This is a genomic window from Mesorhizobium sp. WSM4846, from assembly GCF_055811415.1.
This window is the reverse complement of the sequence record NZ_JBVVPZ010000014.1, coordinates 22,880-47,371: the sequence shown is the minus strand read 5'-3', so window position 1 is coordinate 47,371 and position 24,492 is coordinate 22,880. Positions and strand designations below refer to the sequence as shown.

24 protein-coding genes, 1 tRNA gene and 1 riboswitch are annotated in these 24,492 nt (G+C 62.8%); of the genes, 9 read left to right on the top strand and 16 right to left on the bottom strand.

The window, feature by feature from the left end; translation table 11 throughout:
* Positions 1-173: 173 nt before the first annotated feature.
* A complete protein-coding gene (locus AC0L15_RS14355; protein WP_287066385.1) occupies positions 174-557 on the top strand; it encodes a RidA family protein in 384 nt (127 codons plus the stop codon).
* A 48-nt stretch (positions 558-605) separates the two neighbouring features.
* Positions 606-1,409: a creatininase family protein gene (locus AC0L15_RS14350; RefSeq protein ID WP_287247310.1), complete on the top strand. Its 804-nt coding sequence runs from the start codon at positions 606-608 to the stop codon at positions 1,407-1,409.
* 281 nt (positions 1,410-1,690) lie between these two features.
* On the opposite strand, the gene AC0L15_RS14345 is transcribed toward AC0L15_RS14350, so the two are convergent.
* Positions 1,691-2,200, bottom strand: coding sequence for a tyrosine phosphatase family protein (locus AC0L15_RS14345; RefSeq protein ID WP_287247311.1), 510 nt, complete (start codon positions 2,198-2,200; stop codon positions 1,691-1,693).
* Between the two features lie 113 nt (positions 2,201-2,313).
* Complete coding sequence (cobD, locus tag AC0L15_RS14340) at positions 2,314-3,354, bottom strand: threonine-phosphate decarboxylase CobD (protein ID WP_287247312.1); 1,041 nt, start codon at positions 3,352-3,354, stop codon at positions 2,314-2,316.
* Between cobD and cbiB the strand changes: the two genes are divergently transcribed.
* A complete protein-coding gene (cbiB, locus tag AC0L15_RS14335) occupies positions 3,353-4,321 on the top strand; it encodes an adenosylcobinamide-phosphate synthase CbiB (protein WP_287247313.1) in 969 nt (322 codons plus the stop codon). The genes cobD and cbiB overlap by 2 nt on opposite strands.
* Positions 4,322-4,511: 190 nt before the next feature.
* On the opposite strand, the gene cobO is transcribed toward cbiB, so the two are convergent.
* The 4 genes from cobO to AC0L15_RS14315 are packed head-to-tail and all read right to left on the bottom strand — an operon-like array spanning position 4,512 to position 6,607.
* On the bottom strand, positions 4,512-5,126 hold the full coding sequence (gene cobO, locus AC0L15_RS14330) for a cob(I)yrinic acid a,c-diamide adenosyltransferase (RefSeq protein WP_236386308.1): 615 nt from the start codon (positions 5,124-5,126) through the stop codon (positions 4,512-4,514).
* A gap of 1 nt (position 5,127) precedes the next feature.
* Entirely contained in the window at positions 5,128-5,625 is a 498-nt protein-coding gene (gene cobU, locus AC0L15_RS14325) for a bifunctional adenosylcobinamide kinase/adenosylcobinamide-phosphate guanylyltransferase (RefSeq protein WP_473496530.1), read from the bottom strand.
* A gap of 22 nt (positions 5,626-5,647) precedes the next feature.
* On the bottom strand, positions 5,648-6,412 hold the full coding sequence (locus AC0L15_RS14320) for a CbtA family protein (protein WP_287247314.1): 765 nt from the start codon (positions 6,410-6,412) through the stop codon (positions 5,648-5,650).
* Positions 6,413-6,427: 15 nt separating this feature from the next.
* Complete coding sequence (locus tag AC0L15_RS14315; RefSeq protein ID WP_023798882.1) at positions 6,428-6,607, bottom strand: CbtB domain-containing protein; 180 nt, start codon at positions 6,605-6,607, stop codon at positions 6,428-6,430.
* A 37-nt stretch (positions 6,608-6,644) separates the two neighbouring features.
* Positions 6,645-6,854: riboswitch (cobalamin riboswitch) on the bottom strand.
* A 318-nt stretch (positions 6,855-7,172) separates the two neighbouring features.
* Between AC0L15_RS14315 and AC0L15_RS14310 the strand changes: the two genes are divergently transcribed.
* Together AC0L15_RS14310 and AC0L15_RS14305 are read left to right on the top strand one after the other, a co-directional pair.
* Positions 7,173-8,165, top strand: a complete 993-nt coding sequence (locus AC0L15_RS14310) for a heparan-alpha-glucosaminide N-acetyltransferase (protein WP_287247316.1) — start codon at positions 7,173-7,175, stop codon at positions 8,163-8,165.
* Positions 8,162-8,683, top strand: a complete 522-nt coding sequence (locus AC0L15_RS14305; RefSeq protein ID WP_287067932.1) for a methyltransferase family protein — start codon at positions 8,162-8,164, stop codon at positions 8,681-8,683. The genes AC0L15_RS14310 and AC0L15_RS14305 overlap by 4 nt, the downstream gene beginning before the upstream one ends.
* A gap of 65 nt (positions 8,684-8,748) precedes the next feature.
* Here AC0L15_RS14305 and AC0L15_RS14300 read toward each other — a convergent pair whose 3' ends face one another.
* Both AC0L15_RS14300 and mgtE read right to left on the bottom strand, forming a co-directional pair.
* Entirely contained in the window at positions 8,749-9,135 is a 387-nt protein-coding gene (locus tag AC0L15_RS14300; RefSeq protein WP_287247317.1) for a MerR family transcriptional regulator, read from the bottom strand.
* Between the two features lie 136 nt (positions 9,136-9,271).
* Positions 9,272-10,684 (bottom strand): magnesium transporter, encoded by a 1,413-nt coding sequence (gene mgtE / locus AC0L15_RS14295; RefSeq protein ID WP_023798879.1) that lies wholly within the window; start codon positions 10,682-10,684, stop codon positions 9,272-9,274.
* Positions 10,685-11,081: 397 nt separating this feature from the next.
* Between mgtE and AC0L15_RS14290 the strand changes: the two genes are divergently transcribed.
* Both AC0L15_RS14290 and AC0L15_RS14285 read left to right on the top strand, forming a co-directional pair.
* On the top strand, positions 11,082-12,413 hold the full coding sequence (locus AC0L15_RS14290) for a glycosyltransferase (protein ID WP_287247318.1): 1,332 nt from the start codon (positions 11,082-11,084) through the stop codon (positions 12,411-12,413).
* Entirely contained in the window at positions 12,410-13,183 is a 774-nt protein-coding gene (locus AC0L15_RS14285; RefSeq protein WP_287247319.1) for an HAD-IIB family hydrolase, read from the top strand. Before AC0L15_RS14290 ends, AC0L15_RS14285 begins: the two co-directional genes overlap by 4 nt.
* 22 nt (positions 13,184-13,205) lie before the next feature.
* On the opposite strand, the gene AC0L15_RS14280 is transcribed toward AC0L15_RS14285, so the two are convergent.
* Positions 13,206-14,918 (bottom strand): GH32 C-terminal domain-containing protein, encoded by a 1,713-nt coding sequence (locus tag AC0L15_RS14280; RefSeq protein WP_027156069.1) that lies wholly within the window; start codon positions 14,916-14,918, stop codon positions 13,206-13,208.
* Between the two features lie 409 nt (positions 14,919-15,327).
* Between AC0L15_RS14280 and AC0L15_RS14275 the strand changes: the two genes are divergently transcribed.
* Entirely contained in the window at positions 15,328-16,257 is a 930-nt protein-coding gene (locus AC0L15_RS14275; protein WP_287247320.1) for a dihydrodipicolinate synthase family protein, read from the top strand.
* A gap of 279 nt (positions 16,258-16,536) precedes the next feature.
* Here the strand turns inward: AC0L15_RS14275 and AC0L15_RS14270 are convergent.
* A tRNA-Leu gene (locus tag AC0L15_RS14270) sits at positions 16,537-16,621 on the bottom strand.
* Between the two features lie 180 nt (positions 16,622-16,801).
* On the opposite strand from AC0L15_RS14270, the gene lipB reads away from it, so the two are divergent.
* Positions 16,802-17,545, top strand: a complete 744-nt coding sequence (lipB, locus tag AC0L15_RS14265; RefSeq protein ID WP_287247321.1) for a lipoyl(octanoyl) transferase LipB — start codon at positions 16,802-16,804, stop codon at positions 17,543-17,545.
* Between the two features lie 566 nt (positions 17,546-18,111).
* Here lipB and AC0L15_RS14260 read toward each other — a convergent pair.
* The 6 genes from AC0L15_RS14260 to AC0L15_RS14235 form a co-directional block, all read right to left on the bottom strand.
* A complete protein-coding gene (locus AC0L15_RS14260) occupies positions 18,112-18,795 on the bottom strand; it encodes an ABC transporter ATP-binding protein (protein ID WP_174654574.1) in 684 nt (227 codons plus the stop codon).
* On the bottom strand, positions 18,792-20,078 hold the full coding sequence (locus AC0L15_RS14255; protein WP_287247322.1) for a lipoprotein-releasing ABC transporter permease subunit: 1,287 nt from the start codon (positions 20,076-20,078) through the stop codon (positions 18,792-18,794). The genes AC0L15_RS14260 and AC0L15_RS14255 overlap by 4 nt, the downstream gene beginning before the upstream one ends.
* Positions 20,075-21,403, bottom strand: a complete 1,329-nt coding sequence (gene proS / locus AC0L15_RS14250) for a proline--tRNA ligase (RefSeq protein WP_287247323.1) — start codon at positions 21,401-21,403, stop codon at positions 20,075-20,077. The genes AC0L15_RS14255 and proS overlap by 4 nt, the downstream gene beginning before the upstream one ends.
* Before the next feature lie 576 nt (positions 21,404-21,979).
* The gene (locus tag AC0L15_RS14245) at positions 21,980-22,264 is read right to left on the bottom strand and encodes a DUF1467 family protein (RefSeq protein ID WP_287067919.1); all 285 of its coding nucleotides are present in this window, start codon (positions 22,262-22,264) and stop codon (positions 21,980-21,982) included.
* Positions 22,261-22,665 carry a methylmalonyl-CoA epimerase gene (mce, locus tag AC0L15_RS14240; protein WP_287247324.1) on the bottom strand — a complete coding sequence of 135 codons (405 nt, stop codon included), beginning with the start codon at positions 22,663-22,665 and terminating at the stop codon, positions 22,261-22,263. The genes AC0L15_RS14245 and mce overlap by 4 nt, the downstream gene beginning before the upstream one ends.
* A 97-nt stretch (positions 22,666-22,762) precedes the next feature.
* Positions 22,763-24,433, bottom strand: coding sequence for a ribonuclease J (locus AC0L15_RS14235; RefSeq protein ID WP_287247325.1), 1,671 nt, complete (start codon positions 24,431-24,433; stop codon positions 22,763-22,765).
* Between the last annotated feature and the right edge of the window lie 59 nt (positions 24,434-24,492).

Below are 24,492 nucleotides of genomic sequence, written 5' to 3'. Positions count from 1 at the left end.
CGGACCGCCCGCCTTGCGCAACAGTGGGGCGCGAAAGTTGGACGGGTCATGCCGTACCGGGGGCATCGTGCCTATTTTTTGAACGCCTGTCCATAATCGCCCTGATAGTATGCACTGCATCTTGAAGGCTCGCCTGATCCGGCTTTACGCTGGCAGTCAGACCGGAGATTTTCATGTTCAAATTCCTGACGCCGAAGTCGATCAAGCCGCCCTTTGCCCGCTACAGCCATGGCGTCGAGGTGCCGCCTGGCAAGCGGCTGGTGCTGTGTTCTGGCCAGGTCGCCATCACTGTGGACGATCAGATCCCGGAGGATGCCGGCGCTCAGGCCGAGCTCTGTTTTCAAAACATCGCAGCGATTCTCGGCGACGCCGGGCTTGGACTTTCCGACATCGTGCGCATCAACGCCTATGTCACCGATCGCGTCTTTCTGAAACCCTATATGGACGTTCGCGATCGCCTGTTCACCAGCCCGGCGCCGGCTTCGACGCTGATGATCGTATCCGGTTTCGCGCGGCCGGAATTCAAGGTCGAGATCGAGGTCATCGCGGCAGGGTGATCGACAGGCGATCCTTCCCGCGCTAGGTCTGCATCGAAGAGGCATGATATGACCGTTGCAACGAAACGCGTGTGGTGGGGCGACTATCGGACCACAGAATACGCCACCATCGACCCGGAGGCGACAATCGCAGTTCTGCCGGTGGCGGCGATCGAACAGCACGGGCCGCATCTGCCGGTTTCGACTGACACCTCGATCATGAACGGCATGCTCGAAACGGTGATCGCGCGCCTGCCTGGCGATCTCGACATCCGCATCCTGCCGGTCCAGGCGGTGGGCAAGTCGAACGAGCACCTGCATGCGCCGGGAACCCTTACATTGCCGGCGGCGACCTTGATCGAGGCCTGGACCGAGCTTGGCCTGTCGGTCGCACGGGCCGGGTTAAGGAAGCTGATCGTCGTCAACTCGCATGGCGGCAACGAGGAGATCATGGGCATCATGACGCGAGAATTGCGCGTGCGGGCAAAGATGCTGGCGGTGAAGACGAGTTGGCAGCGCTTTGGCCGGCCGGCCGGCATGTATACCGAGCTTGAGGACCGCCACGGCATCCATGGCGGCGATGTCGAGACCTCGCTGATGCTGCATTTCCGGCCGGATCTGGTCGACATGGCAAAGGCCGACAATTTCGTGTCCAACGTCGCCCACGCCGAACAGGAATTCTCGCTGCTGCGCCATACGGGAACGCACGCCTTCGCCTGGATCGCCACCGACCTCAACCCGAACGGCGTGGTCGGCGACGCCAGCATTGCAACGGCCGAAAAGGGCCGGCTGACCGCCAACCATCAAGCCGACGGTTTCATCAGCCTGTTGAAGGACGTGCGCAAGGCCAAGCTTGCAGATTGGCTGGCCTAGGAGGCTTTTCGCCAGCGCCGCGCCGCCCCTCACCTGCCTGCCGGCATCCTCTCCCCGTAAACGGGGCGAGGGGCGCCCTCATCAATGTTTTCGCCAATCGCCGGCATTGCAAAAAAGGCGCCAGCGCTGCGGCCAGCCCCTTCTACCCGTCACTATACGGGGAGAAGATGCCGGCAGGCAGATGAGGGGCAGCGCCGACGTCGCCAATACCTGCAGCGATCACAGCACGAGTAGGTTGCTTGGTGGCTTGATGGATAAACAACTGTCCTCAAGACTAGGAATCAGCCGTCGATCTTCAACTCAAAAGGCGTGCCTTCGAAGGCATCGGCGCCGCGCCCGATCGCCTGGATCGCACCGGTCATGCGGCCGTTGCGATCGAGCAGCGCGTCGGCGACCGCGATCAGCCGCGGATTGGGTGTCGCGGTGGGCGACAGCGCGCGCAGCGTCTCGGCCAATTCCACCTCGCAGCGCTTCGGCGCCAATGCCGCCGCGATGATGTAGGCCGAGGCCGTCGACCGGCTGATACCGGCATAGCAATGCACGACCAGCGGCCCTGCACGATCCCATCGGCGCGCGAAATCGAGCAGGTTGCGAACATGCTCCTCACCCGGCATGGTCATGCCCTCCTGCGCCACCGCGATATCGTGCATGACCAGGTGCAGATGGTTCTCCCGGGCGATCGACGCCGGCCGCGTCACCTCGGTGCCGGCGGCCAGCAGCGAAAGCAGCCGCTCGGCCCCGGTCTTCGCGACGGTTTCCTCGACTTTCGACAGCGAACAGACATGGATCATTGGTTGAGCTCCCAGTGCATGTCGCGCAAAAGTGCGCAGCGGTTTTGCGATAACGACATGCATAAAAAAAGAACTTAAGCGCGTCGCATGAGTCCGTTCAATTGCGACGCGCTTTAGGCCCCATCGTCGCGCTGTTGCGACCAGTCGGCAAGAGCCGATTCGAGCCGCTGCCATTCCTCGCCCTCGCCCGGCAGCCCGGCGCGCAGCACCTCCGGCCGGCCGGAGAAATGGCGGAGCAGGATGCCGCGCTCGCCAAGCCCCGAAAACAGACCGGCGGCGTCCCTCAGCCTGACATAGCGAAACAGCGTGGTGCCGCCGGCGACCGGGATACCGAAGCGGCCGAACAGCGCATCGAGCCGTGCTGCATCCCTGGCCAGACGGCGCCGCATCTCGGCCTGCCAGCCGCTGTCGGCAAGCGCGCGGATGCCATATTCGAGCGCCGGTCCGGCAACCGCCCACGGCCCGAACTGCGCCTCCAGCCGTTCGACCGTCAGTGTGTCGGCCAATGCAAAGCCGAGCCGCAGGCCGGCAAGGCCAAAAAACTTGCCGAAGGACCGCAGCACGATGATGCCGCCATGCTCGACATCGCCGGCCAGGCTTTCGCCAAGCGGGCCGACATCGATGAACGCCTCGTCGACGACCAGCAACCCGCCTCTGGCGCGCAAACTTTCGGCAAGCGCAAGCAGCTTCTTGCGCTCGACGATGCGACCGTCCGGATTGTTGGGGTTGACGACGATGGCAAGGTCGGCTCCTGCCAGGGTATCGAAATCATCGATCTCCGTCACCGCATGGCCGGCGATTGCCGCTGCCCGCTGATGCTCGGCATAGGTCGGCCCGAGCACCAGCGCCTTGCCGGGGCTGACCAGCGAAGCGACGCGCGGCAACAGGATCTGCGTGCCCGGCGCTGCCACCACATTGGCCGCCGATGGCGCGCCGTAGGCGCTTGCCGCGACATCGGCCAGATCACGGACCCGCGCAGCTTCCGGCAATCTCGACAGGGCGGTGGCGGGCAGCTCGAAAAACGGATAGGAGTGCGGATTGATACCGGTCGAGAGGTCGACGAAGGGCTGCGGCGCATGCGGAAAAAGCGCCCTCGCCCGGCCAAGGCTTCCGCCGTGATCCACCACTGCCGCCGCTCCATCAAGAGACTTCATGTCGATCCTGATCGCTTTCCTGTCACTGCTTGTTGAATTCGCTGTCGGCTATCCCAGCTGGCTGCTCGGCGCCATCGGCCATCCCGTCACCTGGTTCGGCAGGCTGATATCCTTTCTCGACCGCAGGCTCAACCGCGATACTGATTCCGACGCCCTGCGCCGCCGGCGCGGTGTTCATGCGCTGGTGATCATCGTGCTTGTGCCGGCCACCATCGCTTTCGCGGTGGAAACCATGCTTGCGGGCATTCCAGCCGGATTGATCCTCACCGCGCTCCTGGCGACATCGCTGCTGTCGCAGAAGAGCCTGGCCGAGCATGTCGAGGCGGTGGCCGACGGACTCGACAATGGCGGACTCGACATCGGTCGTGTTGCCGTCTCGCAGATCGTCGGCCGCGATCCGGAAAAGCTCGACAGAGCCGGCGTCTGCCGCGCGGCGATCGAAAGCCTGGCCGAGAATTTTTCCGACGGCGTCGTCGCGCCGGTCTTCTGGATCGGCGTCGGCGGGCTGGCCGGCGGCGTCGCCTACAAGGCCGCCAATACCGCCGATTCGATGATCGGCCACCGCACGCCGCGCCACGAGGCCTTCGGCAGGGCGGCGGCGCGCTTCGACGATCTGATCAACCTGCCGGCGTCGCGGCTGACCGCGCTGCTCATCGTGCTGGCCGCGTTCCTCGTCAAAGACGCCGATGCCGGCAACGCCTGGCGCACCGTGCAGCGCGACGCGAAAAAGCACCGCTCGCCGAATGCCGGCTGGCCGGAGGCGGCGATGGCCGGCGCGCTCGGCCTGGCGCTGGCCGGGCCGCGCTCCTACGACGGCGTCATGGTCGACGACGCATTCATGGGTGAAGGCGGCCGCCGCGATGTCGAGAGCGTGGACATCAGGCGAGCGCTAAGACTCTATCGGGTTGCCGACTTTCTGCTGATGGGACTGTTCGGCTTGCTGTCGGTGATCGTCATCGTTGCGTGACGTCCAGACCCGCGCCGGTAGCGGCCTTCCCTTCTCCCCTGTGGGAGAAGGTGGCCGCGAAGCGGCCGGATGAGGGGTGTTCCAGCTTGGTACCGACGGCGCTCCGTCCAGCACCCCTCAACCGTCTTGGCGCTACGCGCCAATCCACCTTCTCCCACAAGGGGAGAAGGAAGAAGAGGCGGGCAAAACCTCAAAACTCTATGCCTTGCTGCGCTTTCACGCCGGCGGAAAAGTGATGCTTGGTCACGCCCATCTCGGTGACCAGATCGGCGGCATCGACCAGCGCCGGCTTGGCGTTGCGGCCGGTGACGACGATATGCAGGTTTTCGCGGCGGCCCTTCAGCGCCGCCACTACCGTGTCGAGATCGAGATAGTCGTAGCGCAGCGCGATGTTCAATTCGTCGAGCACCAGAAGGCTGATCGATGGATCGGCCATCAGCTCGAGCACCTTGGCCCAGGCAGCCTCGGCGGCGGCGATGTCGCGCTTCAGATCCTGCGTTTCCCAGGTAAAACCCTCGCCCATCGTGTGCCAGACGACCCGGTCGCCGAAAGCGGCAAAGGCGTCCTTCTCGCCGGTATGCCATTTGCCCTTGATGAACTGGACGACGCCGACGCGCCTGCCGTAGCCGAGCATCCTCAGCGCCAGCCCGAAGGCGGCAGTGGTCTTGCCCTTGCCGGGCCCGGTGTTAACGATCAGCAGTCCCTTCTCGACCGTCTTGGCCGCGACCTCGGCGTCCTGCACCGCCTTGCGCTTGGCCATCTTGGCGCGGTGGCGTTGCTCGTCCCTGTCATCGATATCGGTCATATCACTTCACCTTGAGCGGCAGTCCCGCCACTATCAGCAGCACCGTGCCGGCGACGGCGGCGACCTGCTGGTTGAGCCGGCCGGCGGCATCGCGAAACCGGCGGGCAAGCGCATTGTCGGGCACGATGCCTTGCCCGACCTCGTTGGAAACCACGAACCACGGCCCGCGCGGCCGCGACAGCACATCCGCCAGCCCTCGGCATTCGGCCTCAATGTCGCGTTCGGCCAGCATGTGGTTGGACAGCCACAGCGTCAGGCAGTCGATCAGGACGGGCCGGCCGTCAGGCAGCGCCTCGATCGCGCCGACGAGATCGAGCGGCGCGTCGACGGTCGTCCAGCCCTCGCCGCGCCGTGCCCAGTGCAGCGCGATGCGTTCGCGCATCTCGTCGTCATAGGCTTGCGCCGTGGCGATGTAGGTCCACGGCGCTGGACAGGCCGTCACCAGGCTTTCGGCATGCGCGCTCTTGCCCGAGCGTGCACCGCCGACGACCAGGGTCAGCTTGCTGCCTGGAGCAGCGCGATCAGGCAAGGCTATCGCGCAGGCTGGTTGCGGTGCCGGTCAAGCGGCCGCGCACCAAGCCGACGACAGCGCCGAGCACCAGCCAGAACACCAGATTGGTCAGCGTCACCGCCACCACGAACTGATGGTGCAGACCTTCCGGGATCGGCGATTCGAAACTGTCGGGCTGCGGCGCGCCGACAAAATGCGGCGCCACGATCAACGCCACGGCAATTACCGCGAGCGGCAGCGATTTGCGAAAGGCGAGCAGCCCGAGGCCGGCCGCGGTCGCCAGCACGGTCGCCGTCCACCAGACCTGGCGCTGGGCGAGATCGGCCGCCGGCATCGCCGGCAGTTCGGGCGGCAGGCCAAGGTTCGGAGCCAGCGTGAACACGGCAAAGCCGGCAAGGCCCCAGAACATACCCTGTCGCCAATTGCCGATGCCGCCGGCGAACTCCGAAGCGGCGACCAGGATCAGCGCAAAGCCGATGCCGGTGACGACGTTGGCAACGACGTTGAAGGCGAAGCGCTCGAAGCCATCGGCCGGCGCCCAGCCTTCCTCTTCCGCGGTGGCTGCTTCAGCCGGCACGGCGCTGCTCATGGCATTGCTGCCTGCTGCGGCCGGCGCTGAACCATGGTCATGCGTGTGACCACCGCCGGTCTGTTCGTAGACTTCTGCCTTGAGGATGAGTGGCACCGTGGCGTAAGCCTGCATGCAGGCGAGAACGACGCCGGCCACAAGCCCTGCGATCGCCGCGATGAACACGACGTTGCGAAACAGTGTCATGGTGACAGCCCCTCGTCAGTGGCAGGGAAAGCCCATCGAATGGCGATAGTCGTGAGCGGCATTGTGGACCGCATCGATATGCGAGAAGCCGACAAAACCCATGACGAAAACGCCGAGAAATGCAGCAAGCGCCAACTGCACGAAGCGCGACTGCGAGGAGACGGAAGCGCCGAGCGAGACGGAAGCGGTATTCATGTCTTGTCCTTTCGCCCTCCACCCGAGGGCATAGAAGTCAGTTCTCCTGTCGCCGGCAGGTCTCCTGGCTCGCGGATCAGCGCCCTTCCCCACCTTCCCGAAGAAGCTCTTCCCGAAGAAATTCTTCAGTGGCATATGGAGAGGACTACCGCACACAGTTGCGGGGGCAGCCACGGCATTGGGAGATTTTGCCCTTACCGCATTCCCTCTTTGGTTCCAAAACGGAACCGACGACGGCTGCGACTATAGGCAGAATCGCCGCGCCCGGCAAACCAAATTCCGCCAGCTAGCAGCGCGAATGCGCCGTCAAGGTAATCGTTTCTCGTGGGCTCTTCCTTCTCCCCTTGTGGGAGAAGGTGGCCTCGCGAAGCGAGGTCGGATGAGGGGTGTTCCAGCTTGGCACCAACAGCGCTCCGGCCAGCACCCCTTCAACCGTCATGGCGCTGCGCGCCAATCCACCTTCTCCCACAACAAGGGGAGAAGGAAGAAGGAACGGCGCCTGTCTTCTTTTGTCCGGGGCAACCATGATAGTCGTCTTGCAGCACTGAATCAGAATTGCGAGACCATGACCATTCCTACGCCGGCCGTTCAGGACCGATCCAGGCGCATCATCGCTATCGACGTCGCCCGCGGCATCGCTTTGCTTGCCATGGCGAGTTACCATTTCACCTGGGATCTCGAATTCTTCGGCTACACCGATCCCGGCCTGACTGCCTTTGGCTGGTGGAAATTCTACGCGCGCTGCATCGCTTCGACCTTCCTGTTCCTGGTCGGCGTCAGCCTGTTCCTCGCCCATGGCAAGCAAATCCGCTGGAACGGCTTCTGGAAACGCTTCGCCATGGTCGGCGGGGCGGCGCTCGCCATATCGGCCGCCACAAGGCTTGCCACACCCGACAGTTTCATCTTCTTCGGCATCCTGCACGAGATCGCGCTGGCCAGCCTGCTCGGCCTGGCGTTTCTGCGGCTGCCGGCGCTGCTGACGCTGGTTGTCGCAGCTTTCGTCATCACCGCGCCGCTTTACCTCAGGTCCGAGATCTTCGATCATCCGGCCCTGTGGTGGGTCGGCCTGTCGGCAACCAACCCGCGCTCCAACGATTATGTCCCGCTGTTTCCATGGTTCGGCGCTGTGCTTGCCGGCATCGCAGCGGCAAAGCTTGCCTTCGCCTCCGGCGTGCTGACGCGGCTGGCGGGCCTGGCGCCCGGCCGCTGGACTGATCCGCTGGTTTTTATCGGCCGGCACAGCCTCGCCTTCTACCTGATCCACCAGCCGGTGCTGATCGGCTCGCTCTGGCTGTTTTCGCAAGTCATGCCGGCAGCCGTCGAAACCAGGCCGGTCACCTTCCTCAAAGAGTGCCAGGCATCGTGCGAGCAATCGCGCGACACGGAGTTCTGCAGCAGCTATTGTGTCTGCATGCTCGATACGCTCGAGGGCGAGACCACGCTTGATCGGCTCTACCGCAACGACCAGGCTGCGGAATGGAAGGCGCATCTCGACGATCTCGCCGGCGCCTGCACTGCCAAAGCCGACGGCACTTTGATGGAGGGAGGAGCACAATGACCGACCATCAGCAGAAACCAGGCCAGCAGAAACCGGGCCAACAGAAACCGGGACAGCCGAAATCGGGGCTCATACCGTGGCCGCCGCTGATCTATGTCGCGGCCATAGCCGTCAGCATCGCGCTTGGCTTGCTTTATCCGCTGCCATGGATCGGCGGCCTTTTGGGCGACATCCTGTTCGCGGCCGGCTGGGTGGCATTGTTCGGCGTCGTCGCACTCTGGTTCACGGCGATCCGCACCATGATCCGGGCAAAGACGACGCTCCACCCGAACGCCGTGCCGGACCATCTGGTGACGACGGGCCCCTTCGCCGTCAGCCGCAATCCGATCTATCTGGCCAACACGCTGCTGATGATCGGCATCGCCCTTATCTCGGGGAACGTTTGGTTCCTGCCGCTGGCGATCATCGCCGCCTTCGCAACGCAGAAAATGGCGATCGAGGGCGAGGAAAAGGTTCTGGCAACGAAATTCGGCAAGAAATACCGGGATTACGCGAAAACGGTGCGGCGCTGGATTTGAGGCGGCAAGGTCTTTTCAGAATTCGCTCTGGCTGGCCGCCAGAGTAGAATTATCAAAAAGGCCGATCAGGTGTTGACGCCAAGCTCCACCAGCCGCTCGACGCAGGATTCCTCGGCCTGGTCGAGTTCGGCCAGGGTTTCTTCGAGGTCGCGGCGCTTCTGGCGCAGATTCTCGCGCTTTTCCTCGATGCGCTTGATCATCAGGTTGAGCTGACCGACCTCGCCGGGCGGCTCCTTGTACATCTGGATGATTTCGCGAATCTCGTTGATCGAAAAGCCGAGCCTCTTGCCGCGCATGATCTGGCGGATGAGATGCCGGTCCGACGGGCGAAACAGCCGCGTACGGCCGCGCCGCACCGGCTGCACCAGCCCCTCATCCTCGTAGAAGCGCAGCGTCCGCGTCGAAACATCGAATTCGCGGGTCAGTTCGGTTATCGAATAATATTCCCGCATCATTACTCCAAATGCCCGGCCGCGTTGCGAGTTCCAACCATGCGGCCTCGCTATCCGCACGCGTGTCAGAATCGGCCAGAGGCTGTTCCAAAATCTCGCATGGCATTTACGTAAAAGTCAATTGAACGGGCGTCGCTCACACGCCGAACCACCATGTGGCAAGGCCGAGAAAGGCAAAGAAGCCGACGACGTCGGTGACCGTGGTGACGAAGACCGCCGAAGCCACGGCCGGGTCGATCTTGAACCGGTCGAGCAGCAGCGGGATCAGGATGCCGGCAAGTGCGGCCACGAACATGTTGATGATCATCGCCGCGGCGATGATGCCGCCCAGATTGGGATCGCGGAACCAGGCGGCGGCGACGATGCCGATCAGGATGGCGAAGATGATGCCGTTGATGAAGCCCACCCCCATCTCGCGGCGGATGATGCGGCCGGCATTGTAGATGTCGAGGTCCCTGGTCGCCAGCGCCCGCACCGTGACCGTCATGGTCTGCGAGCCGGCATTGCCGCCCATGCCCGCGACGATCGGCATCAGCACGGCCAGCGCCACGATGTGCTCGATCGTGCGGTCGAACAGACCAATCACCGAGGCCGCCAGGAACGCCGTCAAAAGGTTGACGAGCAGCCACGGAACGCGCGAGCGCGAGGTCGAAAGGATGCTGTCCGACAATTCCTCGTCGCCGACACCGCCCATGCGCAGCAAATCCTCCTCGGCTTCCTGCTGGATTACGTCGACCACGTCGTCGATGGTCAGTACGCCGACCAGCCGCTCGTTCTCGTCGACGACGGCAGCGGAGAGAAGGTCGTATTGTTCGAACTCGCGTGCCGCCTCTTCCTGGTCCATCGTCGCCGGAATGGCGTGCCTGGTCTCATGCATCACCTCTTCGACCTTGATCGAGCGCTTGGTGCGCAGGATCTGGTCGAGGTCGATGGCGCCGAGCAGCTTGAAGCTAGGATCGATGACGAAAATCTGGCTGAAGCGGTCGGGAAGGTTATTGTCCTCGCGCATGTAGTCGATGGTCTGGCCGATCGTCCAGAATGGCGGCACCGCGACGAACTCGGTCTGCATGCGGCGGCCGGCGGTCTCTTCGGGATAGTCGAGCGAGCGGCGCAGCCTGATCCGCTCGGTGAACGGCAGTTGCGACAGGATCTCGTCCTGGTCTTCCTTTTCGAGATCCTCGAGAATGTAGACCGCGTCGTCGGAATCGAGGTCCTGCACCCCCTGGGCAATCTGGGCGTTGGGCAGGCTGTCGACGATGTCGCGGCGGATAGCCTCGTCGACCTCGGTCAGCGCGGAAAAATCGAAGTCGGCGCCCAACAATTCGACCAGCGCGCGGCGCTGTTCTGGATGAAGCGCCTCGATCAGGTCGCCGAGTTCCGATTGGTGCAGGTCGTCGACTTCACGCTTTAGCGTCAGCGTGTCGCGATCGGCGATCGCGGCGCCGATCTGGGCAAGGAACGACGACAGAATGGCGCCATCCTCGCCATAGATGTCGGCGCTGTCCTCAGCGGTCCTGGCGCCGGTCGTCTGTTCGTCCTGGCCTTCCACAAGCGCCTCCCGCCATTCAGAATTCCGGAAAAGCTGCGTGTCAGGTCTAGCGCATGACCATGAAAATCGGAATCGATTTCCAGAAAGGATCATGAGCAGCGTCAAATTGCTACAGCGTCTGTCAGATTTCGAAGTCGATGTCAGCCGGCGCAATCATCCACCAATCGCACAACGTCTTCGGCTCTCCCATAAGCGTCGCGCCGAGGCTCCTCGGTATGTTCCCTATCGGCGTCTCTGGGGCCTACCATTGCGGGCGGAGTCAATATTCTCACCGACGTGCCACCAGCCTGGCGGCCGCCTGGCGCTTTCGACATTTGCGGATGGCGGCTGGAAACCTTATATAACCCAACTTGTGCATGCTGCGGCGTGCGCAGATCAATCGTAGAGAAGGATACAGATGCCGGACTCGGATGCGGCGATACCTCGAATTGCTCTCATTTCAACCCACGGCTACGTAGCAGCCAACCCGCCACTGGGCGCGGCCGATACCGGCGGACAGGTGGTCTATGTCCTGGAACTTGCCAAAAAGCTGGCCCAGTTGGGTTATGCCGTCGATATCTGGACGCGACGATTTGAAGACCAGCCTCCTGTCGATGAAGTGGCGGACGGGGTTCGCGTCCTGCGTGTCGCCTGTGGCGGACCCGTTTTTATTCCGAAGGAATATCTCCACCGCCACCTTCTCGAGTGGTGTGAAAACGCACTGCGGCTGATTCGCCGGGAAAACCTCTCCTACGACTTCATCAACAGTCACTACTGGGATGCGGGCGTAGCGGGGCAGCGACTGTCGGAAGCGCTCAATATCCCGCACATCCATACGCCGCATTCGCTCGGCATCTGGAAGCAGCGCCAGATGAAGACGGACTACCCTGACAAGGCCGATACGTTCGAGGCCGAGTTCAATTTCACCGAGCGCATCAAGCACGAGACGATCATCTATCGAAGCTGCGCCATGGTGATCGCAACGACGCCCCCGCAGGTCGACATGCTGGTCGAGGACTACAGCCTCGAGCGCGACCGCGTGCACATGATCCCGCCCGGTTACGACGACAACCGGTTCTTCCCCGTCAGCGAGGCGTCTCGCCGGTTGATCCGCCATCGGCTCGGCTTCGAAGGGCGAACGGTCCTGGCGCTCGGCCGGCTCGCCACCAATAAGGGCTACGACCTGCTGATCGATGCGTTTTCCGTGGTGGCGCCGCGTGTGCCGGATGCGGTCCTGAGGCTCGCTGTCGGCGGCGAGAACATGGACGAGCAGGAACAGAAGATCCTCAACCAGCTCAAGCAACAGGTCGAGCAGCTAGGCTTGCAGGATCGTGTCGTCTTCTCCGGCTATGTCGCCGACGAGGACCTGGCCGACACCTATCGGGCGGCGGACATGTTCGTCCTGTCGAGCCGCTACGAGCCGTTCGGCATGACCGCGATCGAGGCAATGGCCTGCGGAACGCCGACAGTGGTCACGATCCATGGCGGCCTCTATCGCGGGATCAGCTATGGCCGGCATGCGCTTTTTGGCGATCCGTTCGACAAGGAAGATCTCGGCATCACCATCGTCAAGCCGATGAAGCACCAGCGCCTTTACGGCCGCCTGGGCCGCATGGGCGCGCACAAGGCGCGCAGCCTGTTCACCTGGACCGGCATCGCGCAGCAGCTGGTCAGCCTTGTCGAAGGCCGTCCGGTGCTGAAGGCGGTCGACGATCATGACTGGGACGAGCCGTGGAACGACGGCGATTGAAACCGATCGCGCTTTTGTCGAGTGATCTCGACGGGACCCTGGCGGGCGATGCGCCGGCGACGTCACGCTTTCGATCAAAATGGCAAGCGCTCGATCCCGAGCACCGGCCGGTTCTCGTCTACAACAGCGGTCGCCTGGCCGATGATATTTTGAACTTCGTCGACGAAGTCGGCCTGCCGGCGCCGGACTATGTGATCGGCGGTGTCGGCACGATGCTCGCCGGTCCGCGGCACACCCCGCGCCTCGCACATTTTCCTGAATTGAGCCACTTTGCCCAGAGGTTTTCGGAAGGCTGGTCGCTTGAAAAGATCGATGCGGTGCTCGGGTCGCTCAAAGACACCGTCCGCCAACCCGACGGCTATCAGCACGCCTTCAAATCGAGTTGGTACCTGCTCGACGCCAGTCCGGAAGCCCTTGCCAGCATCGAGCGTGCTCTGGCCGAGGCCGGCCTGTCGGTGACGATGGTCTATTCGAGCGGACGCGATCTCGACATCCTGCCGCGCTCAGCAGACAAGGGCCAGGCGCTGGCCTGGCTCTGCAATGAACTCGGCATCGGCCTCGATGAGGTGGTCGTCGCCGGCGATACCAACAACGACCGCAGCATGTTCGAGCTGCCGGCGGCGCGTGGAATTGTCGTCGCCAACGCGCTTCCCGAACTGCGTGACATGGCGCGGGACAACCCGCTGATCTACAGCGCCAAGCAACAGTTCGCCCTTGGCGTCGTCGAAGGCCTCGTTCATTGGTCGGTGTTTGCGGACGCCCGATCCTGAACTGGAAATATTTATCTCGTTGTCACGGTTTGAGCGCCCACACCGTCGCGTGTAGAATGGCGCCCGTTTCGGCGATGAGACGTGCCGATTGCACCGGCTCAAACCCGCTGATCCGTTTCGTGCCAGCCCAACGACCGCGATCAGCAAAAACCTCTATCGATCCGTAGTCGAGGAATATCCGCAGCCGTTTTGGACGGGCTCCCTTGGCAATATAGTGAGGGGATGCCGCTGCGTCGTCTCCATGACGAATGGCAAGTCCCTCGTCGTCGACGACAACCTCGAGCCGGACGGTTGGATGTTGCAGCTTCAAGTGGAAATGGGCACCCGGCTTTTCGAGCTCGAACAGGATTTCGACGGCGCCGTTGATAAAGCTTACCTGCTCTCCGGCTGCGAGGCGTGTCCGGTCCAGAATATGGCTCCGCAGGCTCTCGGCAGCGCCGATGGGCGGGGTGTGCAACTCGCCTGCAGACAGATGGATATTGCGAGGCAACGTCATGGCCGTGGGAAAATCGATCGCCGGCCCGGTGTCGGCCCAGTTGGCAAGCCAGCCTATGCCAACAATGGCATCGCCGTCGGCGAAGGCCTGGAAGGCGTAATTATCCGTCCCGAAGTCCAGTTCCTGTTCGAATTCCTTGGCAAAGGTCCGACCATCGAACCAGCCGACAATGGCCATTGTCAGGTTCTTGCGCCGGGTCGACTGGTCTTCACTGTTCATCAGCCCGAGAATCAGAACCCAGCGCGTCGCTGGGTCGGTCGCAGGCCCGTCGAGCGGCAGCAGACAGGGACATTCGATCGCCGTCGTCCGATAGTGTTTCTCGACCAGAAGCTTGCCGACATACGTCCAGCCGGTGGCGGCCGTATGGTCACGGGTTTCGTAGAGCAGGACAACGCCGCCTTCATCGCTCTGGCTGCCCAGCAGCATTTTCCAAAGGCCATCCGGTCCCCTAAAGACGTATGGGTCACGAAAATCCGCTGTCAATCCCTGGTCAAGCGGGCGGTATGGCAGGATGACGTGCGCATCTCCCGCCATGATGAGGTCGCTGGACGTGGCCGTGAGTTGGATCTGCTGTTCCGGGATACGGTCCTGTACCTGCTCGGTGAAAAAGACGCGAATGCCCGGGCCATCGGCAAGCGGGATGGCCGAGCCGGAATAGGCGCCGCCCCGTTTGTCGGGCCTGGCGGTGAGATCTTCCGACGGAAACAGGAAGATTGGCATGTGACGCCACCGCAAATAATCCGAAGAGACGGCGTGCCCCCAATGCATCGTGTTCCAGCGAAGCCCATGCGAATAATGCTGATAGAACAGATGTGGGCGGCCTCCAAACCGGCCAAATCCGTTCGGATCGTTCATCCAGCCGAACGGCGGACGAAAATGATAGCTGTCGGGGATGTTCGGTGGGGCATTTCCCGGATTGGTGTGGAGAACTGTAATGCCTGTCTCCAGCACGTCGGCCAATGCGAACCAGTAGGCAACCGAAACCGAGGTCTGATCCGCATCGTAATCCAGTTCGACACTGCCGCCGCCGAAGACGTGAAAAATTCTGAATTCATGCTCTTCGGCGTTCGCGACGCTCACCTCGCCGAACTTGCCGCGAACGTTGGAAAACGACAGCGAGCCTGGAACGTCCGGCCTGGTCGCCTTGAGCCAGATATGGAAGGTGGCGTTGACCGGCAGATCGGCATGCAGGCTTCGAATGGTGTTCCCGGCCGCAATCCTTACCTGGCTGTCACTCATAAATAGGGCTCCGTTGCGTGCGGCTTTCCCAGGTAAAACCGGATGCTCGACCTGGAATGCATTGCAGAAGGTTAAGGCTGGATTTTGACTTTGGCAAAGTCATTCCCCAGGATCGACAGTTCTTGAGGGCAATCGCGGCACGGATCGCCGCCTGCAACTGCTGAACTCGCGGCGTAAGAAGGTTGACGGCTCGCAGAGCATGATTGCATTGTCCGACGGCGCAACACCTTCTCTTTTCCGCGGGTTTCAACCCGCGGCGCAATCCCGTGCAGCCATTGTCCAGATCGGCCAACCAGTTGTCCGCATACGATGGAACGACGAACGGACCCCGCCCGTCCGGACCGACAGCCGGGTTGGATCGGACTGTCGGTCCTGCGCTATGATTGAAAGCTGGATTTAGGAGGAGCTCATGGCCATCGGCCCTGACACCAAAACCGTCTACACCATTGCCCCGACGCCGTTCGAGGCGGATGGCAAGATCGACTGGGAATCGCTTGATTCGATGGTCGATTTCTACGAGCGCTGCGGCGTCGATGGGATGACAATCCTCGGCATCATGGGTGAGGCCCCGAAGCTCGATGCCGGCGAATCGCTCGAGATCGTCAAACGTATCGTGGCGCGCACCAGGCTGCCGGTCATCGTTGGCGTCTCCGCCCCCGGCTTCGCCGCCATGCGCAGCCTCGCGCGCGCCTCGATGGAGCTTGGCGCACAGGGCGTGATGATCGCGCCGCCGCCGGCGCTGCGCACCGACGACCAGATCGTCACCTATTTCCGCAACGCATCCGAAGCGGTCGGCGAGGATGTTCCTTTCGTCCTGCAGGATTATCCGCTGACCCTCTCGGTGATCATGACGCCGGCCGTCATCCGCCGCATCGTCACCGACAACCCGGCCTGCTTCATGCTCAAGCACGAGGACTGGCCGGGCCTGGAGAAGATCAGCGCGCTACGCGGCTTCCAGAAGGACGGCTCGCTGCGGCCGCTGTCGATCCTTACCGGTAATGGCGGCCTCTTTCTCGACTTCGAGATGGAGCGCGGTGCCGACGGCGCGATGACCGGCTATGCCTTCCCCGATATGCTGGTCGACATGGTGAAACTGTCCGCCGCCGGCGAGCGCGACAAGGCGCACGATCTTTTCGACGCCCACCTGCCCTATCTGCGCTATGAGCAGCAACCCGGCGTGGGGCTTGCGATACGAAAATACGTGATGATGAAGCGCGGCGCCATCGCGTCGGACGCCCAGCGCAAGCCGGGCAGTGCATTGTCGGCGGCGGCCAGACAAGAGGTCGACTATTTGCTCATGCGGCTGGAAAGTCGCGTCCGCAAACAAGCCTTGAGATAACGCACTAGCGGGCTATTTTGCCGCGCAATCACATCAATATATAGCCGCTTGCGTGGAAAGCGCATTTCGCCGAGCATTCCCACGTGTCCGTTTCGCGGCACGGTTCGGTCTTTGAAGCAGCTGGCATATGATGGCGGGGCAAACCACGCGGTCAGGGCGCGGCATTCCGCATCCAAACAGCAACGGGTTCGCGCAGTGTTCAGTTTGCACAAACAGTCTTGGAAGGACTGCAGGGAAACAAAAAACGCACAATAAAAATAACAGCTTATTGGATAAAGCTGGTGCGGTCGAGAAGACTCGAACTTCCACGGGTTGCCCCACAGCGACCTCAACGCTGCGCGTCTACCAATTCCGCCACGACCGCACGTGGTAGGAGCCGGAACGAACCGGCTCGCGGCGTGTAGCAAATCGTTTCCAGCGAAACAAGGGCGCGTCGCGCAATAAATGCCCGGGCTTCGGCATAACCCTCCAAAGAGCTGAAACGCGCTCGCAACTGGACGTTTCAGCCGATTGCCGCCATATGTGAGGCGACACGAGACACACCATGACAGAACGCAGCCAGATCGCCACGTCGTTCCTGCCCCTGCCCGGTTCGGCGCCGGTCGAATGGCGGATCGAACCCGGCCTCACCGCCTATCCGGATGCGCTTGCCGTGATGGAGGCGCGTGCCGAAGCGATCCGAGGCGGCGCCGCCGGCGAGATGGTCTGGCTGGTCGAGCACCCGCCGCTCTACACCGCCGGCACCAGCGCCCGCATCGAGGACCTGATCGAGCCCGACCGTTTCCCGGTGTTTGCAGCTGGGCGCGGCGGCGAATACACCTATCATGGGCCAGGCCAGCGGGTCGCTTATGTGATGCTCGACCTGAAGCGGCGGCGCGAGGATGTCCGCGCCTTCGTCGCGGCACTTGAACAATGGATCATCGGCACGCTGGCCGCTTTCAACGTGCGCGGCGAACGGCGCGAGAACCGTGTCGGTGTCTGGGTGGTGCGGCCGGATCGCCCCGCCCTGCCCGACGGATCGCTCGCCGAGGACAAGATCGCCGCCATCGGCATCAGGCTGAGGCGCTGGGTGAGCTTTCACGGCATCGCCATCAATGTCGAGCCGGATCTCAGCCACTTCAGCGGCATCGTGCCGTGCGGTGTGCAGGACCACGGCGTCACCAGCCTCGTCGACCTCGGCCTCCCCCTGGCAATGGCCGATCTCGATGTCGCGCTGAAATCCGCCTTCGAGGATGTCTTCGGACCCACCGCAGCTCTGCTTGTCGAAACGGCCCGCAAGGCCGGCTGACAAAGCGGCGCTGAACCGCAGAGCTCCGACGCAGCCCCTCACCCCGTGAAGAACGGGCGCGCTGCCTCACATCGCTCCGATCCAGATCGCCATGGAAATGAGAAACGTGCTCATGCACACCAGTGACACGACATCCTGAACAAGACCGGTCATAACGCTCTCCTGTTTTCAGTATGTTCGCATTTTGTTCTGATTTTGTTCGAATGTCAACGGCCTCAATCAAAGCGTGTCGTGAAATTCGGGCGCTCAGTTCGGCACGGTTAAGGAAAGGTTGAGAACGGATTCACTGTTTCCGCGCTGGGCTGCGTGCGGGAAAACACGGCCGCTGGTGGTCAGCCCGTTAGGTGTGTCGAGATTCAGGTCAGGCCGCGCCGGAGTCGAAGACGGGCGCGAAGCGACCAGACTGGGTGGTCTCCGAGAACCGGAGCGGAGCGTACGTAAGTACGTGAGCATCGGCCTACGCCGGCCGTAGCCTTAACTGCTGCGACCGCTCATGAATGCTTCGGCCGGCGAAGGCCGGAAGCGCAGAAAACCGCCGTTGGCAGGCCGGCTGAATATCGATACACCTAAAGCGGAACAACCTTGCCGTCGGCGAGCGTGACGCGACGGTCCATGCGCGAGGCAAGCTCGTGATTGTGGGTGGCGATCAGCGCCGCCAGGCCCGACTGCCGGACCAGCGCCCCCAGTGCCTCGAACACATAGGAGGCGGTGACCGGGTCGAGGTTGCCGGTCGGCTCGTCGGCCAGCAGCACCAGCGGCGCATTGGCGACGGCGCGCGCGATGGCGACGCGCTGTTGCTCGCCGCCGGACAGTTCGGACGGCCGGTGCTGCGCGCGTTTGCCGATCTGCATGTAGTCGAGCAGTTGCGCCGACCGCTCGGCAGCCTCCTTGCGCGTCAGCCCTTTTATCAGCTGCGGCATCATGATGTTTTCCAGCGCCGTGAACTCGGGCAGCAGGTGATGGAACTGATAGACGAAGCCGACATCGTTGCGGCGGATCGCCGTGCGCTCGTCGTCGGAAAGCCGCCCGCAGGCGCGGCCTGCCAGAATCACATCGCCGGCGTCCGGCCGCTCCAGCAGCCCGGCGGTGTGCAACAGCGTAGATTTGCCGGTGCCCGAAGGCGCCACCAGCGCCACGATCTCACCGCGCTTCAACGAAAAATCGGCGCCGTTGAGGATGGTCAGCTTGCGCGGCCCCTGGACATAATGCCGCTCGACGCTCTTCAGCTCGATAATGGCCTCGGCCATCATTCGTACCTCAGCGCTTCGACCGGATCGAGCCTGGCCGCGCGCCATGCCGGAAACAGGGTCGCCAGGAACGACAGCACCAGCGCCATCAGCACCACCGAGATCGTCTCGCTGGCGTCCATGCGGGCAGGCAACTGGCTCAGGAAATAGAGTTCGGGATTGAACAGCCTTTCGCCGGCCAGCCAGGAGAAGAACTGGCGGATGCGCTCGACGTTCAGGCAGATGACAACGCCGAGTAGGACGCCGGCGAGGGTGCCCACCACGCCGATCGCCGCCCCCGTCATCAGGAAGATGCGCAGGATTGCGCCGCGCGTGGCGCCCATGGTGCGCAGGATGGCGATATCGTGGCCCTTGTCCTTCACCAGCATGATCAGCCCCGAAATGATGTTGAGCGCCGCGACCAGCACGATCAGCGTCAGGATCATGAACATGACGTTGCGCTCCACTTGCAGCGCATCGAAGAATGTCCGGTTTCGTTCTCGCCAGTCGACCATGGTGATCGGCCGCTGCGCTGCCTCCTCGACCTTGGGCTTCAGCGCGTCGACATTGTCGGGATTGTCGACATAGATCTCGATCGCCTGGGCCTGGCCATCCATGTTGAAATAGAGCTGCGCTTCCGAAAACGGCATGTAGACGATAGAGCTGTCATATTCCGACATGCCGACCTCGAAGATCGCCGTGACCGGGTAACCCTTCATGCGCGGTGTCGTGCCGAGCGGCGTCACATCGCCGTCGGGCGCGATCAGCGTGATGGTGTCGCCGAGCACAAGACCGAGATTGTCGGCCATGCGGCTGCCGATGGCGACGCCCTCGCCTGTGTCGAAGCCGGCGATTGAGCCCTGCTTGATATTGTTGGCGACGATTGAAATCTTGCCCAGGTCCTCGCCGCGTATGCCGCGCACCAGCGCCCCCGACCCGCCGCCGACATTGCCTTGCGCCAGCACCTGCCCGTCGATCAGCGGAATGGCGTATTGGACGCCGGGCACGCCGTTGATGCGGCCGGCGACCTGCGCATAGTCCTCCAGCGGCATGTCGAGCGGCTGAACGATCAGATGGCCGTTGACGCCGAGGATGCGCGTCAGGAGCTCGGCGCGAAAGCCGTTCATGACAGCCATCACCACGATCAGCGTGGCGACGCCCAGCATGATGCCGAGGAACGAGATCGAGGCAATGACGGAGATCACCGTCTCCTTGCGGCGCGAGCGCAGATAGCGCCACGCGACCATGCGTTCAAACACGGAAAAAGCTCCGGCGGCCATGGGTTTAGCTGCTGCCGCTCCACTCATGCGGCAAGACCGAAGCGTTTCTTCACGTCCGCGACCGGCAGCGTTTCACGCTCGCCGTTCCTGCGGTTCTTGATCTCGACCTCGCCGGCGGCGACGCCGCGCGGCCCGACGATCACCTGCCACGGCAGTCCGATCAGGTCGGCTGTGGCGAACTTGCCGCCCGGCCGCTGATCGGTGTCGTCGTAGAGCACGTCCTTGCCGACGGCGACAAACGCCGCATAGAGTTCATCGCAGATGCGGTCGCAGTCGGCGTCGCCGGCTTTCATATTGATCAGGCCGATGTCGAAAGGCGCCACCGCCTCCGGCCAGATGATGCCGTTGTCGTCGTGGCTGGCCTCGATGATCGCCGCGACCAGCCGCGTCGGGCCGATGCCGTAGGAACCTCCGGAAGCAAAATGATCCTTGCCGTCGGGCCCGGTCACCTTGGCGCCCATCGGCTTCGAATATTTGTCGCCGAAATGGAAGATGTGGCCGACCTCGATGCCGCGCGCCGAGACCCGGTCGCTTGTCGCGACCTTCTCCCACGCCGCCTCGTCGTGCATCTCGTCGGTCGCCGCATAGGGCGTCGTCCATTTCTTGACGATGTCGCCGATCTCGGCATCGTTCGAGAAGTCCGTGTCCGCCCCCGGCACGTCAAGTGCGAGATAGTCGCGATGGCAATAGACCTGGCTCTCGCCGGTGTCGGCCAGGATGATGAATTCGTGGCTGAGGTCGCCGCCGATCGGCCCGGTGTCGGCACGCATCGGGATTGCCTGCAGCCCCATGCGCGTGAACGTCCTGAGATAGGACACGAACATCCTGTTATAGGCCGCCCTGGCGCTTTCGAAGTCGAGATCGAAGGAATAGGCGTCCTTCATCAGGAACTCTCTGCTGCGCATGACGCCGAAGCGCGGCCGCACCTCGTCGCGGAATTTCCACTGGATGTGATAGAGATTGAGCGGCAGATCCTTGTAGGACTTCACATAGGCGCGGAAAATCTCGGTGACCACCTCCTCGTTGGTCGGCCCATAGAGCATGTCCCGATCCTGCCGGTCCTTGATGCGCAGCATCTCCTTGCCATAGTCGTCATAGCGGCCGCTTTCGCGCCACAGCTCGGCCGACTGGATGGTCGGCATCAGAATCTCAAGCGCGCCGGCCCGGTCCTGCTCCTCGCGAACGATCCGGCAGACCTTGTCCAGCACCCTCTTGCCGAGCGGCAGCCAGGAAAAACTGCCTTGCCCCTGCTGGCGGATCATGCCGGCGCGCAGCATCAGCCGGTGCGAGACGATTTCGGCCTCGCGCGGATTTTCTTTAAGGATAGGCAGGAAATAGCGCGACAAACGCATGGACCGGTCCGTGAGAGAGAGGATTGCCACACCGGAATCGGCGCAGCGCAGGCTTGCTTGCCCCGGCTTCATAGCCATTTCATGACGGAATGGAAACCCGCCTCCCCCAAGCCAACTGGCAGCCAACTGGGCGGCCACTGGGGCGTCGCAAAGGCGCCGCAGTGCCGGGTTCGCCTTGCTGGTCGTTTCGCAAGCAACGCCTGCCATACTATTGTGCAGTGCAGCACGAGATTGCTTATTTCCGGGCAAAATTCTGCGTGACATTTTCACCCGGCTTGGTCTAATGTGCGCCGATAAACGAGAGGGCGGAAAGAAATCTGCTCTCCTACGCGGTCAAAGTCTTGGGAGGATGCGATCTAGGCGCGGTTACTCGCTGCCGCCGGATACCGGAAACAGATCGGACGCGTTTAAATTGCAAGGCCTCGTGCCTTGCATTTTTTTTGTGCAATCATTTGGTTAGCACGACAAATTGCTAAACCGCTTTACCTTGCGTCAGCACAGCCGGTTCGAAACCTGCATCGGCTTCCGGCCCGGATTGGTGCTCGCATGCAAGATGTGGCCAGCCGTACCGGCGGTCTAGTTTTCGGGACTCCGGCTGACATCCGGCACGATGTGCGGGATGTCGTCGATGCCGAGGCCGAGCCCCCGGGTAATGCCATAAAAGATGCCAAGCAGAACCAGCGTGACGATCGTCGTCCGCAGCACCGCACGCAGCATATGCGGTCCGCGCGGCGCGCTGGATACCGTGCCCAGCGTCACGTCCTCATCCTCGTCCTGCGTTCTCAGGCTGAACGGCAGGATGGCGAACAGCACCACCCACCATGTGATGAAGAACAGGGCGAGAAATGAAACCCAGCTCATGCTTGCTCCAGTTCGACCAGCGTGCCGAAGAAATCCTTGGGATGCAGGAACAGCACCGGCTTGCCGTGCGCGCCGGTCTTCGGGTTGCCGTCGCCGAGGACGCGGGCGCCGCTGGCGATGAGGTGATCACGCGCGGCAAGAATGTCGTCGACCTCATAGCACAGATGATGCATGCCGCCCGAAGGGTTCTTCTCGAGGAATGCCGCAATCGGCGAACCCTCGCCAAGCGGCTCCAGCAATTCGATCCTGGTATTGCCGACATCGACGAACACCACCGTCACGCCATGCTCCGGGAGCGCCTGCGGCGCGGTCACCCGAGCGCCGAGCGTGTCGCGATAAGCCGCTGTCGCCGCAGCCAGATCCGGTACGGCGAGCGCGACATGGTTCAAGCGTCCAAGCATTGGTTTTCCTCAGGGCAGTAAAGCAATAGGGCAGTATGGGAGTAGGGAAAAACGACTTTCTCCCCCTACTGCCGTACTGCCCTACTCCCCTATTCCCTTACCTTGTGACGAACACCGTCACCAGCGGCTTCTTGCCCCAGGCTTCATTGGCGGCGCCGCGGACGGCGCGGCGCACTGCCTCCTGCACGAGATCGAGATCTCTTCGGCGCTGACGGGGGATGGAGTCCACGGCGCCGATTGCCGCATCGATCATCAGGTCTTCCAGGCTCTCGCCGCGGGCATCGGCCTCGGCGACGCCGATGGCGACCAGATCGGGATCGCCGGCGAGCTCATATTTGTCGTCGAGCACGACATTGACCGCGACATGGCCGGCGAAAGACAGCTTGCGCCGGTCGCGAATGCCCATCGCCTGGTCGGTGCCGATCAGCCTGCCGTCCTTGTAGATGCGGCCGAACGGCACCTGGTCGATGATCGTCGCCGCACCGGGATAGAGCCGCAGCATGTCGCCGTTGCGCACCTGCGCCACCTGGCCGATGCCGGACACCGACATCAGCGATCCCTGCGCCACCAGATGCGCCGCCTCGCCATGCACCGGAACGCCGATCTGCGGCCGCACCCATTCATACATCTTGCGCAACTCGCTACGGCGCGGATGGCCCGAGACATGCACCAGCGCATCGCCGTCCTCGATGATCTTGATGCCGAGATCGATCAGACGGTTCTTGATCTCAAGGATACCCTTCTCGTTGCCGGGAATGGTGCGCGAGGAAAACACCACCGTGTCGCCTGCCGTCAGCGACACCGATTTCATCTCCTCGCGCGACAGTTTCGCCAGTGCCGCAAGCGGCTCGCCCTGGCTGCCGGTGCAGATGATGACGAGGTTTTCGCGCGGGATGAAGCCAAAATCCTCCTCGGCGATGAATTCGGGCAGCCCATCCATATAGCCGAGCTCGCCGGCAACATCGATGACCCGCTTCAGCGAGCGGCCGAGCACCAGGCACTGGCGGCCGGCATCGCGTGCCGCCTTGGCAATGGAGACGATGCGTCCGACATTGGAGGAGAAGGTGGTGACCGCGACGCGGCCCTTGGCGCTCTGGATGACGCCCTTGAGGCCTTCGCCAACCGCGACTTCCGACGGCGACACCCCTTCCCGCAGCGCATTGGTGGAATCGCAGATCAACGCCAGCACGCCCTTGTCGCCATAGGCGCGAATGCGCGCCTCGTCGGTCAGCGGACCGATCGTCGGCGCCGGATCGATCTTCCAATCACCGGTGTGGATGACGGTGCCGGCCGGCGAGGTGATCGCCAGCGACATCGGCTCGGGGATCGAATGCGCGACCGGGATGGCCTCGATCTCGAACGGGCCGACGCTGAACTTTTCACCGGCGCGGTAGATCGTCACCGGGATCTTTGGTGCGCCCTGCTCGCCCTGCCGCTTGGCTTCCAGCAATCCAGCGCCGAACGGCGTCATCCAGACCGGCGCCTTGAGCTTCGGCCATGTGTCGAGCAGCGCGCCGTAGTGGTCCTCATGCGCGTGCGTGATGACGATGCCGCGCAGATTGGCGATGTTCTCCTCGATGAAGCGCGTGTCGGGCAGCACCAGGTCGACGCCAGGCAGGCTGGCATCGGGAAAGGTCACGCCGACATCGACGACGATCCATTCGCGCGCATTGGCCGGCCCGTAGCCATAGAGGGCGAAGTTCATGCCGATCTCGCCGACGCCGCCAAGCGGCACGAAGACGAGTTCGGCGTTTTCCGCTGTCGCCATGATCATTCCTTTCCTGGCCGGTCAACCCAAGCCCGTCAAAATCTGGGGCCAGTCAAACC